Here is a 15,338-nt window from a genome sequence, read left to right as displayed (position 1 = left end):
AGATCAGTTTATGACATGCGGTTGTAGACAGAAATCATATAGACGAATGAATTTTTTTGAAATCGAAAAGACGACGGAATCCAAAGCCAGAGCCGGCGTTATAACGACCGATCACGGGCAGATACAAACCCCAATTTTTATGCCGGTGGGCACAGTAGCCTCAGTTAAAACAGTTCATCAGCGTGAGTTGAGGGATGACATAAAGGCACAGATAATCTTGGGGAACACCTATCACCTGATGTTGCGACCTACCATGGATGTCATGCAGCAGGCCGGCGGGCTTCATAAGTTCATGAACTGGGAAAAGCCAATTCTTACAGATTCTGGCGGTTATCAGGTTTTCTCATTGGCAAAAAGCAGAAAAATTACTGAAGAAGGTGTAAAATTCAAGTCGCATATTGATGGAAGTTTGCGCTTTATGTCGCCAGAAGTTTCTATGCAGATCCAAAGACAAATTGGTGCCGATATTTTTATGGCTTTTGATGAATGCATTGCTTATCCTAGTGATTATAATGCAGTGAAAACATCAATGGAATTGACGCATCGTTGGTTAAAAAGATGTATCGATTGGACTGGGCAAAATAAAGAATTATATAGTCACAAACAACGATTGTTCCCTATCGTTCAAGGTTCTTGTTTTTCAGATCTAAGGAAAATCTCAGCAGAAGTTATTTCGGAAGCGGGCGCTGAAGGGAATGCCATTGGTGGTCTTTCTGTGGGCGAGCCCGAAGATGAAATGTATCGCATCACCGATGAAGTTACCGATATTTTACCCAAAGAAAAACCTCGTTACCTGATGGGTGTTGGTACGCCTTGGAACATCCTTGAAAGTATAGGGTTTGGCATCGATATGATGGATTGTGTAATGCCAACCAGGAATGCCAGAAATGCCATGCTCTTCACTTGGCAAGGCATCATGAATATGAAAAACGAAAAGTGGAAAACCGATTTTTCACCATTGGATGAGTTTGGGACAAGTTTTGTGGATCAGGAGTACAGCAAGGCTTATGTGAGGCATCTTTTCGTAGCCAAAGAATATCTGGCTAAACAGATTGCATCTATTCATAATCTTGCTTTTTATTTGGATCTGGTAAAAGTAGCGAGAGAGCATATTGTGGCTGGAGATTTTTACCAATGGAAAGATCAAATTGTTCCTCAGTTGAAAAAGAGATTGTAAAAGAAATTAACGATATTACATTGGCTCAAAAAAAATAGTCAGATCCAGATGATGAAAATAATAGACCTTTATGTTCTTAAAAAATACCTCGGAACCCTCATATTTATGTTGGCTTTGTTGTCTATTATTGTATTGGTGGTAGATGTCCAGTCCAAAACGCCCAGAATAGAAAGTAATGGTTTTACAGTTGGATATTTTTTACTTAATTTTTATCCCTTCTGGATTCTCAATCTTATATTGACTTTTATGTCGATTTTGGTTTTCATTACGGTTATATTTTTTACTTCCAAGATGGCCAATAATACCGAGATTGTCGCAATTATAAGTAGTGGAGCCAGTTTTCATCGGTTTGCACGCCCTTATCTTACTACATCTCTACTGATTGCGATTGCCACTTTGGCGCTTAATCATTTTATTCTGCCTTGGGCCAATATTAAGAAGAACGTGCTGGAGCCCTACACTTATAACTCTATTAATAGGGAGAAGTTGCTTGGGAATGTTACCATAGCGTCTAATCTTAATCCCAGCGAATATATTTTTGTCAACAGTTATAACAAGAAAGATAATCGGGGCTCTGGTTATATGTATCAGAAATTTGATAACAACAAGAAATTAATACATCAGATTACGGCCTCGGATATCCAATGGGATCAGAAAAAAAAAGTTTTTAATCTCAATAATTATTCTGAGAGAAGGGCCGGTAAAAATGATACTGAGATTCTTTCCAACGGATCTACCAAAACACAGGATTTCAAATTGCCACCTTCAGAACTTTTCCCCGATGTATTGGTTGCTCAAAATAAAACAACACCCGAACTTCTTGAACTAATAAGGCGTGAAAAGATAAAAGGAAACACCAACGTAACGTCTTTTTATAACGAGCTCTACCAGCGCACATCAATGCCATTTTCCATTATTATTTTGACATTCTTGGGATTGTCTTTGTCATCACAGAAAAAGCGCGGCGGCCTCGGTCTTAACCTCGCATTGGGAATTGCACTAGCGTTTTTGTTTGTGTTCTCTTTTCAGGTGCTTAATGTGGTATCCGAGAACAAGACATTGCCACCATTGTTAGCCATGTGGCTGCCAAATATCGTGTTTGCCCCTGTGGCTGCTTACCTCTACTTCAAACGTGCCAACGAGTAATCGCAAGGGTTAGTAGAGCATTTCTATTTCTTTGTGAAAGAATTTTTTAAGGCCTTCATTTTCCAAGTCAATCCAAAGAAAGCCATTTGCATCAGCTTTTTTAATAATGCCATTTTGTCTTATTTTTTCTTTATAAAATACAGAGATTTGGTCTTTGTGAAAGAGAAACTTATTATAAGTCTCCAGGATAAAATCTTCAGAAATGTTTTGGATAATTTGTGAGCTAAAATATTTATGGAACTGCTCTGCAAAAATTGGGAGATCCATTAATTGTCCTGTTGTCGTATAGATGGAGCCTGCTTTGGGTAAGTTCGAGAAATCTTTCTGCAATACATTAATGCCAATGCCAATGATAAAAAACTCTGCATCCACGACCTTCTTTTTCTCAATGAGGATACCGCAGACCTTTTTTCCATTCATAATAATATCATTGGGCCATTTTATTTTAACCTCTGCTTTGGTCATATTGGCCAGAAAATCCCGAATAACTATTGCGGTATAATAGTTGAGCAGCGTATTGGGAATACTGATATTTGTGCAGTTGACAGCAATGGAGTAGGCTAGGTTTTGATTGGTGTTGGCATCCCATACATTCCCATACTGCCCACGACCTCTGGTCTGATTAAAGGTAAATACGGCAGTTGATTCGTCTTTATGAGTGTGAATTAGTATTTCGTCATTTGTAGAGAAACATTTTTCCAGATATAGCAGCGGGGTCATTTATGAAAACTTTATGAGATTATCGGTGAGGAAACAAAAGATAAATAGATAAAAATCAATAAATTTGCAATTACACAATTTTTTTGAATGAGTAAAAGTACAGAAAAACAATTATTAATAGACAAAATCATAGAGTCTATACAGGATACAAAAGGAGAAGATATTCAGATTTTTGATCTTTCGGGCATAGAAAATTCGGTAGCAGAGACATTTATCATCTGCAGCGGAAACTCCAATACGCAGGTTTCTGCTATTGCCGGCAATATAGAAAAAAAAGTGAGAAACGATCTTAAGGAAAGACCTTGGCATGTAGAAGGTACAGAAAATGCCATGTGGGTTTTGGTAGATTACGTTTCTGTAGTGGTGCATGTTTTCCAAAAACAGATCCGCGAATATTACGATATAGAGGAACTGTGGGGCGATGCGAAGATCACATCCGTAGAAAGCTAAAAGATGCCAATTCTGCATCATAATAATTTTAAAAAGTAAGAATGAATAATAAAGGATTCAATTGGTTTATCCCCGTTTTGTTAGGGATTATTTTACTCATATTTCTGCCAGGTCTTCTGGGAGATTCTATGGTGAAAAATATTGACGAAAAAGAATTTTACAGTCTTGTACAGCAAGGTAAAGTGAGCGAAGTAATGGTCTACAGAGACAATTACAAAGCAGATGTTTACCTAACCAAAGAAGCGAAAACGCAGCTGGCTGGCAACGAAAAGAAAAACGATCCGCTGTCTATGATCAATATCAAGCCAAGCCCGGATTTTGTGCTCACTTACGGTGACCTGAGATATTTCCAAGAAAAGTTTGACGAGATCAACTCTCTTCAGGCCAAACAGGCCAGGATGGAGTTTGGGAAAAGCCAAGGGTTTTTCTCAGACCTGCTATTTACAGCACTTTTCTGGATTGGGATCATGGCTTTGTTCTATTTTGTTCTATTCAGAAAAATGGGCGGTGGTGCCGGAGGCCCTGGCGGACAGATTTTCAGTATTGGGAAATCCAGAGCCAAGCTGTTTGACGAAAAGGATAAAATCCAGGTGACTTTCAAAGATGTAGCTGGATTAGAAGGTGCTAAAGAAGAAGTTCAGGAGGTGGTAGATTTCCTGAAAAATTCAGACAAATATACCAAACTGGGTGGTAAAATTCCTAAAGGTGTTCTTTTGGTAGGGCCTCCAGGAACAGGGAAGACTCTTTTAGCCAAGGCAGTTGCCGGTGAAGCAAAAGTTCCTTTCTTCTCTTTGTCCGGGTCGGATTTTGTAGAGATGTTTGTAGGTGTGGGTGCCTCTAGGGTGAGAGATCTTTTTGCTCAGGCCAAGGCAAAATCTCCTGCCATTATCTTCATCGATGAAATTGATGCTATTGGTAGGGCAAGAGGAAAAGGCGGTTTTCAAGGAGGAAATGATGAGCGTGAAAATACACTCAATCAATTACTGACAGAGATGGACGGTTTTGGAACCGATACCAATGTTATAGTAATGGCTGCCACCAACCGTGCTGATATTCTTGATAAAGCTCTGATGAGAGCCGGTCGTTTTGACAGGTCAATCTACGTGGATCTTCCGGAATTGCATGAGAGACAACAGATTTTTGATGTCCATTTGAAAAAAATCAAATTGGATGATTCTATAGACCGTGAATTTTTAGCTAAGCAAACGCCAGGTTTTAGTGGGGCAGATATTGCCAATGTTTGTAACGAAGCGGCACTTATTGCTGCAAGAAATGCGCATGAAGCGGTTAACAAGCAGGACTTTTTGGATGCTGTAGATAGGATTATTGGAGGTCTCGAGAAGAAAAATAAAGCGATCAAACCATCTGAGAAAAAAAGAGTGGCTTTTCACGAAGCTGGTCATGCCACTATTTCTTGGTTGGTAGAGCATGCTGCGCCATTGCTAAAGGTAACGATTGTTCCTAGAGGACGTTCACTTGGTGCTGCATGGTATTTGCCGGAAGAGCGGCAGTTGACCACTACAGAACAGATGTTGGACGAGATTTGTGCAACATTAGGCGGTAGGGCTGCAGAACAGGTCACTTTTGGCAATATTTCAACAGGAGCTTTATCGGATCTAGAAAGGGTTACAAAACAAGCGCAAGCCATGGTTACCATCTACGGTCTTAATGACAAAGTAGGTAATATCTCTTATTATGACAGCTCTGGCCAATCTGAATACAGTTTCGGAAAACCTTATTCTGAGGAAACAGCCAAGTTAATTGATGAAGAGATTTCCAAACTGGTGGAGACCCAATATCAGCGAGCAATTACGATACTGTCACAAAATAGTGATAAATTGCAAGCCTTGGCCCATAAATTGTTGGAGAAAGAAGTGATCTTCCGCGAAGATTTGGAAGAAATATTCGGAAAACGCGCTTGGGATCCGGAACTTACGGAGCAACCAGTCTCTAGCGTAGATAATCCTGCAGATGCTGGAAATGTCTTAAATACAGAGAGTTAAAACCAGTAAGTGAAAACAAATAATAAAAATCCTAAATTTTATTTAGGATTTTTTTATTAAAATAAAGTTTTGGTTTTTAGAGTATTATAATATTCTTTACATTTGTACTAATTAACAAAAAATACACAGAAATTGAGTCTGTTCAAGAGAATCGTAAATAAAATAATGAATCAGCCAGAAGAAGAGCAGCCGGATGTTACCAAACTGGCAGATCAGCTTCGGGATGCTGATCTTGATTATAAATTTGCACAGCTTTTTACGCACTCAGGTGGTTTTTTTAATTATTGTGCCGATGAGTCGGAGGCTTTGCAGACGCTTAACCAGATTATCAAGATAGAGCATATCCACGATGTGTTCTGCTATGATCCGGATCTCAAAAACTTTTTGGATGTTATCAAAACGCCTTACACAGAGCAATTGACAGAGAATAACGACGCGGCCTTTATCACCTGCGAATATCTTATTGCTTTTGACGGGCGCATTATGTTGTCCCACAATAATATCCTGCATTACCATTCCTCACGGCTGCCTTCAAAAATTATCATAATGGCCAATGTTTCGCAAATTGCAAGCAACCTGAACGAGGCTATGATGAAGGTAAAACGTGCCGGCAATCTCAAAAACCTCACTTCAATAAGTGGCAGCCATTCCAAATTGGACACGCCTAATAAGGATAATACCAAACTTTTCTTACTTTTGCTGGAAGATTAAAATTCGGTTTTGGATAAAAATTTCATTCAGCGTTCTTTGTCGGGGCTCGTTTATGTCCTGATTATCACAGTTTGTACAACGCCATTGGGCGAATATCTTTTCAGCAGTTTTCTGCCGGAGGTTAAGCAGCAATACCTTTTTTATGGATTGATCACATTTCTTTTGGCGGTTGGCCTTTATGAATGCATCCGTGTGATGAAGTTTGACAACAGCTTTTACAAATGGCTGGTTTTCCCCATTGCTGCGATTGTTTACTATAGGTTTAGCAAACGTTTTTTCTACCACGGCTTCTTCTTCGATGTCAATTTTAGTGAGTTGATGGCTTTGGCCCTAATTCCCATTGCCGTCATTACGCTTTTCAAATATCCGCGCGAACTTTATTTCGAAAACGGAAAATTGATTTTTACCGTTGCTTATCTTGCGCTTCCTTTTGGATTTGCGCTGGGATTGCCAAAATTCAGTACGCTAGATCCTGACAAGCCTTTTACGCTGGAGGTGTTTATGCTGTTTGTTCTCATCTGGAGCAGTGACACCTTTGCATATCTTACCGGGAAATTCTTTGGTAAGCATAAAATGGCACCCAAAATTTCACCTAAAAAAACATGGGAAGGTTTTGCAGGCGGTGTTGTTTTAACATTGATACTGGGTTTTTTTGTAGAACAATATTTCCCGGATTTACGAGGGAACTGGATGATTGTGGGACTTTTGACGTCTATCTTTGCGCCATTGGGTGATTTGGTAGAAAGTCAGTTAAAACGTAGTTTTGCAGTCAAAGACAGTGGGAATATTATTCCAGGGCATGGTGGCGTTTTAGACAGGCTGGACAGCTTTATCATCTGCGCACCGGTAATTTACCTGTATTTTATTTTAGAAAAATTATTTTAGACTGTATATATGAAACTTCATAAAGAATCGAAGGGAACATTAGTAGTTGCCATCCTGTTTATAGCATTTATTGCTGCCATCTCTATTTATTATTTGGGGATTGGGTCATTGCTTATTCTATTGCCGCTATTGGTAATGTTAGGATTGATATTTTGGTTTTTCAGGGTTCCCAAAAGAGCCATCCTGGATCATACCGAAAATGTTGTGGCTCCCGTAGATGGAAAAGTGGTGATGATCAAAGAGGTTTTTGAAGATGAATTTCTAAAAGAAAAATGCATCCAGGTTTCAATTTTTATGTCACCGCTTAACGTGCATATCTGTCGGTATCCGGTAAGTGGCGATGTTATTTATAAAAAGTACCATCCCGGCAAATATCTTGTGGCTTGGCATGAGAAATCTTCCACAGAAAATGAGAGAACTACCGTAGCTGTGAAAAGTATGACCAACCATAATGTGGTGTTCCGCCAGATTGCGGGTTATGTTGCCAGAAGGATCGTTTTCTACTGTAATATAGAGGACAAAGCCAAAGCAGGACATGAGTTTGGATTTATCAAGTTCGGTTCCCGAATGGATGTTTTTCTGCCTCTGGATACGGAGATCCTTTGTAAGATTGGAGACAAAACAAAAGGCGGTATTGATGTAATTGCCAGACTAAAAGATTAATGATTGAGAGAACTTTTTGGGTTCTCTTTTTAATTAAGGCTAATTCAGAAATAATATCTAAGATGTTTTTACTTTTAGCTTCCGCCAGATTTTTTGGCCAAAAATGATCACGGCAATCAGCAGTACAATTGCGATCAAAAATGCAATAACGGGTAAAAATAAAGACAATGCCGACATTACCCCAGCTCCTGCCGTTTCTGTTGTGGTAATGACATTGTTGCCGATGCCCGCCGTAGAGGCAGAAGACGCTGCCCTGGTTCCTGCAAATCCCGTGGCAATAGTGGCCGCAGTTCCGCCGCCGGCGATTAAAGCCAAAGCCCATTGCGAAAAGCTTCCCAATTCTATAAACTGGCTTGCAAACAATACAGATCCGGCAATGGTTGCCAAAGGGATTGCGAGGCTGTCCAGTATATTGTCCACAAAAGGGATGTAGTAAGCCAATATTTCTATAACCGTAGCAACTCCGGTTGTGATAAGTGCCAGCAATCCGGAAAGCCATTCAAATTGATCGGAGATTGGGATCCAGCCGAGATAGGATGCAAGGCTTACAAAAAAGAAAGGTAAAAACACCCGGAATCCCGAAGCTGCTGCCAGGCCAATGCCAATAAAACCACTGATCAGATAGGGTAGGAAATCGCTCATTTGTAATGTTTTAAGAACTAAAGTTACAAATTAACTGCTGATGATGGATTTTTTTTTGAACAAAGTTTAACAAACTGATTTTCCACAACAGAAAAATTTTCGGGCAAATCTTTGGAAACCCAAAATAACATCGCCAGCGATTTTTCACCAAAAGCATCTTTATACAGCTGTTTATTCAGCCGGTAAGATTCCCGCAAAAGGCGTTTGATACGGTTTCTGTCAACCGCCCGTTTAAAATATTTTTTAGAAACCGACACGCCTATTTTCTGAGTTTCAGTTTCTGGAATGTTGAGGTGGATAATCCTGATTTGATCCACAGAAATCCATTTGCCTTTTTTAAATAAAAGATCAATATCCGCCTTTTTTTTCAGCTTTTCTGCGGTAGGATAACTGTTTGTTTTGGGCATTATTTTCTTCCGGTTAGGTAATTGATAACTTCGGCGGCAGCGTACAGACCAAATAATGCCGGGATAAAACTGATGGTGCCATAGAAAGACCGTTTAAAATTCTTTCCATCAGTCATTTTCAGGCTGTTTTCGTCCTGCAGTTCGGTAGAAAATACACAACGGAAACCCTTGTTGATTTTCTCTTTTTTCAAACGTTTTCTTACCTGTCTTGCCAATAGGCAGTTGTTGGTTTTGCTGATGTCGCGTACCATAACTTTGCTGGGATCTGTTTTGCCACCGGCACCCATAGAAGATACCAGTTTTATTTTGTGTCTTCTGCAGGTTCTTATAAGAGCCAATTTTGGCGTTAGAGAATCGATACAATCCAAGACGTAATCAAACTTCTCAGATTTGATTAGGGCTTCCATCCTTTCGGGTTCCAAAAATTCATTGATTTTCAAAAGCTGAAGATCTGGATTGATATCCAATAATCTCTGGCCTACCAGTTCTACTTTATGTTGCCCAATGGTAGAATGCAGCGCAGGAAGTTGCCGATTGATATTGGTAATGTCCACGGTATCGCCATCTACAATAATCATGTGGCCTACGCCGGCTCTGGCCAAAAACTCTGCCGCAAAAGATCCTACACCGCCAAGTCCTATAACCAGAATCTTAGCATTTTTCAACGTTTCTATTCCATCGTCTTTTATCAGCAGCTCGGTGCGCTCTAACCAAAATTTATCCATAATTAGTTACCGTTTCCAGATTTTCCCACATTTGATTTTTCAAATCTTCGATGCCAATCGATTTGATGGCCGAAACTTTTTCATATAGTTGCGCGATGTCAAAATCTGCATCATCGGTTTCAAGAAACATTTTCTCGATGGGAAATCCTTCAATCAATTTTTGCAAAGATACATGTTCTAACACTGCTTTTCCAAAACTCAGGTAAAAGCCGGTGTCCAGAAGTTCTTCGGCAATATTGGATTTTTTGTTAAATCCATGAATGATTTTAGGAATCGGCTTGTTCTTGTAATGTAAAAGTTGCGAAAACCGGCGTACACAGTGAATGATTACTGGTTTATTGATTTCCTCTGCCCAGGAAAGATGCTGAGAGAAAACCGTATTCTGAATTTTTTCATCAATGTCGATTAAGCCATCCAGCCCACATTCGCCTATGGCAATGCAACTGGGAAACAGGGAAATTTCTTTAATCATTTCAAGATCAGATTCCCAATCGTCTGAAATATCTTTGGGATGCAATCCTGCGGAAAATGGGACATCAGGTGCTTTTTCTCCATAATTAAGGTTATAAATGCCTTTTTTTGATGGTGAGTGGTGATGAAAATCCAGAAAATCCATTGGATAAATATAATTAATTCTTGTCGATAATGGTGAATGTATTTAGAATTAATTTGGGTTAAAACCGAGTTCAGATTAATAATGCCACACATGTTTTATACGTCAAAATCTGTTGGAGTTGTTGAAAAATAATTATAATTTTACATGAAATCTTTGAAAAGAGGATGAGGAAAAAATTTACAGAAAAACAAACGAAAATCTTGGATGTTGCAGAGGAACTTATTGCTAAAAAAGGCTATGACGGAACATCCGTAAGGGATATTTGCACCAAAGCCAATATCAATGTGGCAATGATTTCTTACTACTTTGGGTCCAAAGAAAAAATGATGTCGTATCTCTATCAATACCGCGTACAGCGCACGAAGGAGAGTTTTTCTGAATTTGCCCAAACCATCAAAGAGGGCAAACCCGAGATGCAGATGAAGGAGATTATCAATTATATCATTTCTTTGCTTTACAAATACAGCTATTTTCACGGGTTTGTAACCCAGGAAATGAGGACGCTGGATAATGTAAAAGATGACCTTTTGGAATTTTACCAGACTTGTGTGGCAAGACTGGATGAGATTATCAAAAGAGGGATTATTTCCGGGGTTTTTCATAATGCGCCCAAGTCCGAAGATATACTGACCATGATTATTGGGTCAACATTATTTGTCTTGAGGAATAAAAATTTCTACGAAATCTATGTTCCTGCCCATAACGAAGCGCAATACACCAAAGAATCTGAGCAAAAGCTGAAAAACAGCACGCTGCTAAGTGTTTTCGCCTTGTTGGATTATGATGCCGATTGATTTTTATCGGCCATCTTTAAGACTTCATTGATATAAAACTCGACTTCAGTAGGCCGGTTTTTTTGGTCTTTTTTAGGATCTTCTAGGTTACCCATTCTTACAATTACGAGATCGTACTGGGGCACAACAATCACATATTGCCCATAAAGCCCGTGGAGATAATAATGTTTAACTTTAGTATCATTATTAATCCAAAGCCCCATGCCGTAAGTCCCATTAGAATGTTCTGCAGGTGTAATCATTTGGCTGATAAAAGACGCGCTGATGATTGGGATCTCATCTACTTTACCATCATTAAGTAAAAGTTGCCCAATTTTTCCCCAATCTCTGGCATTGGATTGTATACAGCAAAAACTCTTCTCTATAGAAAGGTTATCGGTAGTCCACTGCGCATTTTGCTCCATACCCAAAGGCTTCCACAACTTTGAAGAAGCGTAGGATGCAAGCGGTTCGCCAAGACTTTTCCCAATTGCAAAACCCAATAATTGTGTAGCACCGCTCTGATATTCGAAATGGGTACCAGGGTTCTCTTTTAATGAGGTACTAAAAACAACATCGGCAAGAGAAGATCCATAGTAAGCTTTAGCATTCGGGAGGAACGGGTTTTTATAATCCTCTTTCCAATCTAGCCCGGCCTCCATAGATGCCAGTTGTTGTAAAGTCAGGTTTTTCCCCCATTTTTTTTGCGTAAACTCGGGGTAAAAATCGGAAAATCGGGAGTTAATGCCAGTGATTCGACCGTCATCAATAGCTTTGCCCAACAATAGGACAGTAATCGTTTTTGCCATAGAAAAAGAATTGCTTGCGGTGCTGCGCGTATAATTTTCCCAATAATGTTCCTGAAAGATTTTCCCGTGCTGTATCGCCACAAAAGACACGGTTCCAGTTTCTTCCAAATGTTGCTGAAGCGCGGGCGATAATTTTTTCTGATTATAATCTGAAGCCAGTGGCCATGGTTTTGGATTTCCTTTTAGGATGAGGTTCGATGCAAAATATTTGCCGTCATCTATGCTGGAGCTGTTTTTTCCTCGGAGGTAAGTCAGGCGGATGCCCGTAAAAAGATAATTGTAGCCGCTGATGTAAATTGCTAAAATAATTGCAGCAATGATTAACAGAACGATATTGAATGTCTTTTTCAGCATGGCAGATCCTTTGTGTAAAAATAGATTTAATTTAGTCAATTATCAATAAATTTGTTTGGAATGATTTTCTAATTTTAATAATCATGAACGACTTACAGAAAAAAAAGCAACTCAGAAATTATAAAACACTGGCTACGGGATTATTTATCCTAATGGCAGCCATTTTTATCAGCATGACGGTTTTGCAGAAAGAGCATGATTCTCATTGGATTGGTTACATCAGGGCTTTTTCCGAGGCGGCTATGGTTGGGGCACTGGCAGATTGGTTTGCTGTGACGGCACTTTTTAATTATCCTATGGGCATCAAGATTCCGCATACCAATTTGATCCAGAATTCTAAAGATAAAATCGGGGACAATCTTGGCAATTTTGTAGTAGAGAATTTTCTGTCGCCTCAAAACATACGGCCATATATCCAAAACCTAAAAGTTTCGGTTTATGTCGGAGATTGGTTGTCAAAGGATAGAAATCAATCGATTTTGATTAACGAATTATCTTCTGTTCTCAAAGATATTCTGATAAAACTGGACGATAAAAGTGTCGAATCATTTATCACAGCCAAAGCAACGGAAATGGCTGACTCTGTTAAAATAAATGATGTGATTGCCAATGGAATTAGTTACTTGCTAAATAGGAACGACCATCAGGAAATCATTACCAACCTCAGTTCTCAGATTAAAAATTATATATTGGCGAATGAAAGCCTAGTGTCGGAAAGGGTAGAGAAGGAGAGTTTTTTCTTCATCCCAAAATCTGTGGATCATAAGATTGCAGAGAAGATTACCGAAGGCCTCAGTCATTATTTTCAGGAGGTAGAAGAGAATCCCAACCATCCACTGAGGGCTAAGATTACGGATAAAATTCTTGATTTTGCTAAAGGTTTAAAAACGGATGCCAAATGGGAAACGGAATTTAATGATATCAAAACCGAGTTCCTTAAAGCAGAGAAACTTCAAAAATATGCTGCTGACATCTGGCAGTCGCTCAAGACATCATTGTTAAAAGAGTTGACGGAAGATCATTCTAACCTGAAAATCTATATCAAAAAAAGTCTTACAGATTTTGTTCATAACCTTCAGAATGATGTAGTTTTCCAACATCGGATAGATCATTGGGTTCGTGTTACAGCTTATAAATACATTTTGAAAAACACCAAGAATTTTGGCAATCTTATCAGCAATACAGTGGGTAATTGGGAAGGCCGGGAACTCAGCAGAAAATTGGAGCTGGAAGTGGGCAAGGATCTTCAGTTTATCAGGATCAATGGGACAATTGTTGGCGGATTGGTAGGATTGCTTATCTACACAATAGCCAATTTTATCTGATTGAAATTATAAATAAAATAATGACCGACAAAATTGCCGGTCATTGCTTTTTAAAGATCTTTATTCGAAAATATTTTCTCGAGGATCTTGTGTGTAATCATATATGTTGGTTTCACTCCGGTGAGGCCTAATCCTCCAGAAGATAAAGTGCTTCCTGTTTCCAATGGGTTGTCAGATGCGTAATAAGCGTACATTACAAATAAATCCGGCGAAATGTGGTGGCGTATATTACTTGCTACTTGGATGGCTTTTTGATAATGGGCGCCTTCCATTTCCAATCCAATCGCTTTCCAAGAAGTGGTCATGAAGTAAGATAAAATATCTTTATTCTGAAGAGATGTTCCTAATACGGTAACCATTGGTCCTTCGTAAGCTTTTATCTCGTCATCTACAAAGTCTGTTGCTTTCAACGCATTATCAAAAACGTAGTTATCAGCAGTCCCTTCAAAGATATGAGAGGTCGGAATCATGATATCGCCTTTTTTCCCGGTTAGGATCCCGGCTTTTCCCATGATGGATATTGATTTAACCTTCATCATATAGACTTCGCCATTCACCTCGTAAGGTCTTAGCAATTCATCCATTACCTCAAACGCCTGCTCTCCAAAGGCATAATCAAATACAAGAATAATGTCGTCGCCAGAAAATTTTTGACCTGCAAAGACCGTGTTCTTAAGTTCAGTTTTTGAAAGATCTATAATCTGAACATCAATATTGCTACCGCTATTATCATCAATATAAATCATTCCCTCACTTAATGCATGGTCAAGAATTTTATTCTGCAAATCTTTTTGGTTGCTGATATCTGCAAACAATTTATAATCGACTTCCTTCGTACCTTTTTTACCAAGTGCATCGTTTGCAAAAATCATGTTCTTTACCGAGTGCATGTTGGCACTGATGATGTGTAGCGGCCGCATTTGAAGATTATTATCTACCAGCACTTTTTTGATTTTGTTGGCCCATCGTTCCCCAAAAAGGTGGTGTCCCACTCTTTCCTGTAGTATAGATGAAAAATAAATTTCTCTTTCACGGCTTTCTCTCCAATCATCCAAGCTGTTTTGACCTAGCCAATAGATGATTTTGAATAGGCGATCTGGGTTTTTATCATCACCAAAGTTGTTGTAAGAATTAAGCGTTTCATCAAAAGTCCTGCCCAGGAACGAAGAAAGATGGATTAAAGCAACCTCTTTTTCTTTGCGGCTGTATTTTTTTTCACCTTTCGCAACTTCCTCAATGATCTTCCAAACCCTTCTTGGACGGCCCTCAGATTCAAGGTCAAAACCAATATTTCTAATCTTATCTGCTTCCAGATAAAGAAAAGTAAGGTGGGTAAGGATATCATAGATTTCAGATCTTCCCAGCAAAACCTCAATGTTCATTTGGTGCTCATCAATCCGGTAACAGTTTCGGCGTCTTTTTTTAGGAACAATAGGCTCAAAGCTGCCTTTATCAAAACCTTCATCAGACGTTAGGTGGATGAATGAACATTCCTCTATTCCTTCTGGCAGACGGTCAAGAACATAAAGTAAACCATCCAGTTCTATCTTGTTGGGGATGCTCATACTGCCGTAGATCTCTGGGTTGATCACCATTAAGAGTTTTCTTAACGACGCACCCGAAACTCCCGAAGGTTTGAAGAATCCTCTGTAAAACAAATGTCTCATAGAGACGTAAAGTCTTTCGATAGCTTCTGTGGTTTCTCTTGCTCTTGAATTTGCCATATAATAAATTTTTGTAAAAGTCTGCAAAGTTACATAATTTTATTTAAATCAATTTTAATTGAACTAAGATGTTTTTTTACAGGCTGTTACGCTGGTGATGTCTTATTTTTTTTGAGATTTAAATTTAATATTTATACTTTATATTGGATAAAAAAGAATGATAATTTTATGTAACGATATTGTGAATGTAGCAAAATGTTTGTTTGGT

General features: G+C 38.9%; 16 protein-coding genes. 9 read left to right on the top strand and 7 right to left on the bottom strand.

The annotated features are described in order from the left end of the window. Positions 1 to 46 precede the first annotated feature (46 nt). Together tgt and AC00Y6_RS02910 are read left to right on the top strand one after the other, a co-directional pair. The gene (gene tgt, locus AC00Y6_RS02915) at positions 47 to 1,177 is read left to right on the top strand and encodes a tRNA guanosine(34) transglycosylase Tgt (RefSeq protein ID WP_474489117.1); all 1,131 of its coding nucleotides are present in this window, start codon (positions 47 to 49) and stop codon (positions 1,175 to 1,177) included. 51 nt (positions 1,178 to 1,228) lie between these two features. Beyond that, complete coding sequence (locus AC00Y6_RS02910) at positions 1,229 to 2,323, top strand: LptF/LptG family permease (protein ID WP_474489147.1); 1,095 nt, start codon at positions 1,229 to 1,231, stop codon at positions 2,321 to 2,323. 9 nt (positions 2,324 to 2,332) lie between these two features. Here AC00Y6_RS02910 and AC00Y6_RS02905 read toward each other — a convergent pair whose 3' ends face one another. Next, entirely contained in the window at positions 2,333 to 3,043 is a 711-nt protein-coding gene (locus AC00Y6_RS02905) for a biotin--[acetyl-CoA-carboxylase] ligase (RefSeq protein ID WP_474489116.1), read from the bottom strand. A gap of 87 nt (positions 3,044 to 3,130) precedes the next feature. Here AC00Y6_RS02905 and rsfS point away from each other — a divergent pair, with 87 nt between their 5' ends. The 5 genes from rsfS (at position 3,131) to AC00Y6_RS02880 (ending at position 7,755) form a co-directional block, all read left to right on the top strand. Beyond that, positions 3,131 to 3,493, top strand: coding sequence for a ribosome silencing factor (gene rsfS / locus AC00Y6_RS02900; RefSeq protein ID WP_474489115.1), 363 nt, complete (start codon positions 3,131 to 3,133; stop codon positions 3,491 to 3,493). Between the two features lie 41 nt (positions 3,494 to 3,534). After that, positions 3,535 to 5,496 (top strand): ATP-dependent zinc metalloprotease FtsH, encoded by a 1,962-nt coding sequence (gene ftsH, locus AC00Y6_RS02895; RefSeq protein ID WP_474489114.1) that lies wholly within the window; start codon positions 3,535 to 3,537, stop codon positions 5,494 to 5,496. A gap of 132 nt (positions 5,497 to 5,628) precedes the next feature. Continuing rightward, positions 5,629 to 6,207 carry an LUD domain-containing protein gene (locus AC00Y6_RS02890; RefSeq protein WP_474489113.1) on the top strand — a complete coding sequence of 193 codons (579 nt, stop codon included), beginning with the start codon at positions 5,629 to 5,631 and terminating at the stop codon, positions 6,205 to 6,207. Positions 6,208 to 6,216: 9 nt separating this feature from the next. Then, a complete protein-coding gene (locus tag AC00Y6_RS02885; protein ID WP_474489112.1) occupies positions 6,217 to 7,092 on the top strand; it encodes a phosphatidate cytidylyltransferase in 876 nt (291 codons plus the stop codon). Between the two features lie 9 nt (positions 7,093 to 7,101). After that, a complete protein-coding gene (locus AC00Y6_RS02880) occupies positions 7,102 to 7,755 on the top strand; it encodes a phosphatidylserine decarboxylase family protein (RefSeq protein ID WP_474489111.1) in 654 nt (217 codons plus the stop codon). A gap of 57 nt (positions 7,756 to 7,812) precedes the next feature. Here the strand turns inward: AC00Y6_RS02880 and AC00Y6_RS02875 are convergent, their stop codons facing one another. The 4 genes from AC00Y6_RS02875 to AC00Y6_RS02860 are packed head-to-tail and all read right to left on the bottom strand — an operon-like array spanning position 7,813 to position 10,145. Next, positions 7,813 to 8,397, bottom strand: a complete 585-nt coding sequence (locus AC00Y6_RS02875) for a DUF4126 domain-containing protein (RefSeq protein WP_474489110.1) — start codon at positions 8,395 to 8,397, stop codon at positions 7,813 to 7,815. A 23-nt stretch (positions 8,398 to 8,420) separates the two neighbouring features. Further along, positions 8,421 to 8,804, bottom strand: a complete 384-nt coding sequence (gene rnpA, locus AC00Y6_RS02870; protein ID WP_474489109.1) for a ribonuclease P protein component — start codon at positions 8,802 to 8,804, stop codon at positions 8,421 to 8,423. Continuing rightward, positions 8,804 to 9,529: a tRNA threonylcarbamoyladenosine dehydratase gene (locus AC00Y6_RS02865; RefSeq protein WP_474489108.1), complete on the bottom strand. Its 726-nt coding sequence runs from the start codon at positions 9,527 to 9,529 to the stop codon at positions 8,804 to 8,806. The genes rnpA and AC00Y6_RS02865 overlap by 1 nt, the downstream gene beginning before the upstream one ends. Beyond that, positions 9,522 to 10,145, bottom strand: coding sequence for a TatD family hydrolase (locus AC00Y6_RS02860; protein ID WP_474489107.1), 624 nt, complete (start codon positions 10,143 to 10,145; stop codon positions 9,522 to 9,524). The genes AC00Y6_RS02865 and AC00Y6_RS02860 overlap by 8 nt, the downstream gene beginning before the upstream one ends. Positions 10,146 to 10,309: 164 nt before the next feature. Between AC00Y6_RS02860 and AC00Y6_RS02855 the strand changes: the two genes are divergently transcribed. Then, positions 10,310 to 10,939 (top strand): TetR/AcrR family transcriptional regulator, encoded by a 630-nt coding sequence (locus tag AC00Y6_RS02855; RefSeq protein WP_474489106.1) that lies wholly within the window; start codon positions 10,310 to 10,312, stop codon positions 10,937 to 10,939. Here the strand turns inward: AC00Y6_RS02855 and AC00Y6_RS02850 are convergent. Next, positions 10,924 to 12,081 (bottom strand): serine hydrolase domain-containing protein, encoded by a 1,158-nt coding sequence (locus AC00Y6_RS02850; protein ID WP_474489105.1) that lies wholly within the window; start codon positions 12,079 to 12,081, stop codon positions 10,924 to 10,926. The two genes, AC00Y6_RS02855 and AC00Y6_RS02850, sit on opposite strands and share 16 nt — an antisense overlap. Positions 12,082 to 12,164: 83 nt before the next feature. Between AC00Y6_RS02850 and AC00Y6_RS02845 the strand changes: the two genes are divergently transcribed. Continuing rightward, positions 12,165 to 13,406 (top strand): DUF445 domain-containing protein, encoded by a 1,242-nt coding sequence (locus AC00Y6_RS02845; RefSeq protein ID WP_474489104.1) that lies wholly within the window; start codon positions 12,165 to 12,167, stop codon positions 13,404 to 13,406. 50 nt (positions 13,407 to 13,456) lie between these two features. Here the strand turns inward: AC00Y6_RS02845 and AC00Y6_RS02840 are convergent, their stop codons facing one another. Further along, the gene (locus AC00Y6_RS02840) at positions 13,457 to 15,130 is read right to left on the bottom strand and encodes a DUF6909 family protein (RefSeq protein ID WP_474489103.1); all 1,674 of its coding nucleotides are present in this window, start codon (positions 15,128 to 15,130) and stop codon (positions 13,457 to 13,459) included. Positions 15,131 to 15,338 lie beyond the last annotated feature (208 nt).

The sequence above is a fragment of the Epilithonimonas sp. genome, from assembly GCF_056329745.1.
The sequence above is the reverse complement of the archived record's forward strand: the minus strand, read 5'-3'. Positions and strand labels throughout refer to the sequence as shown.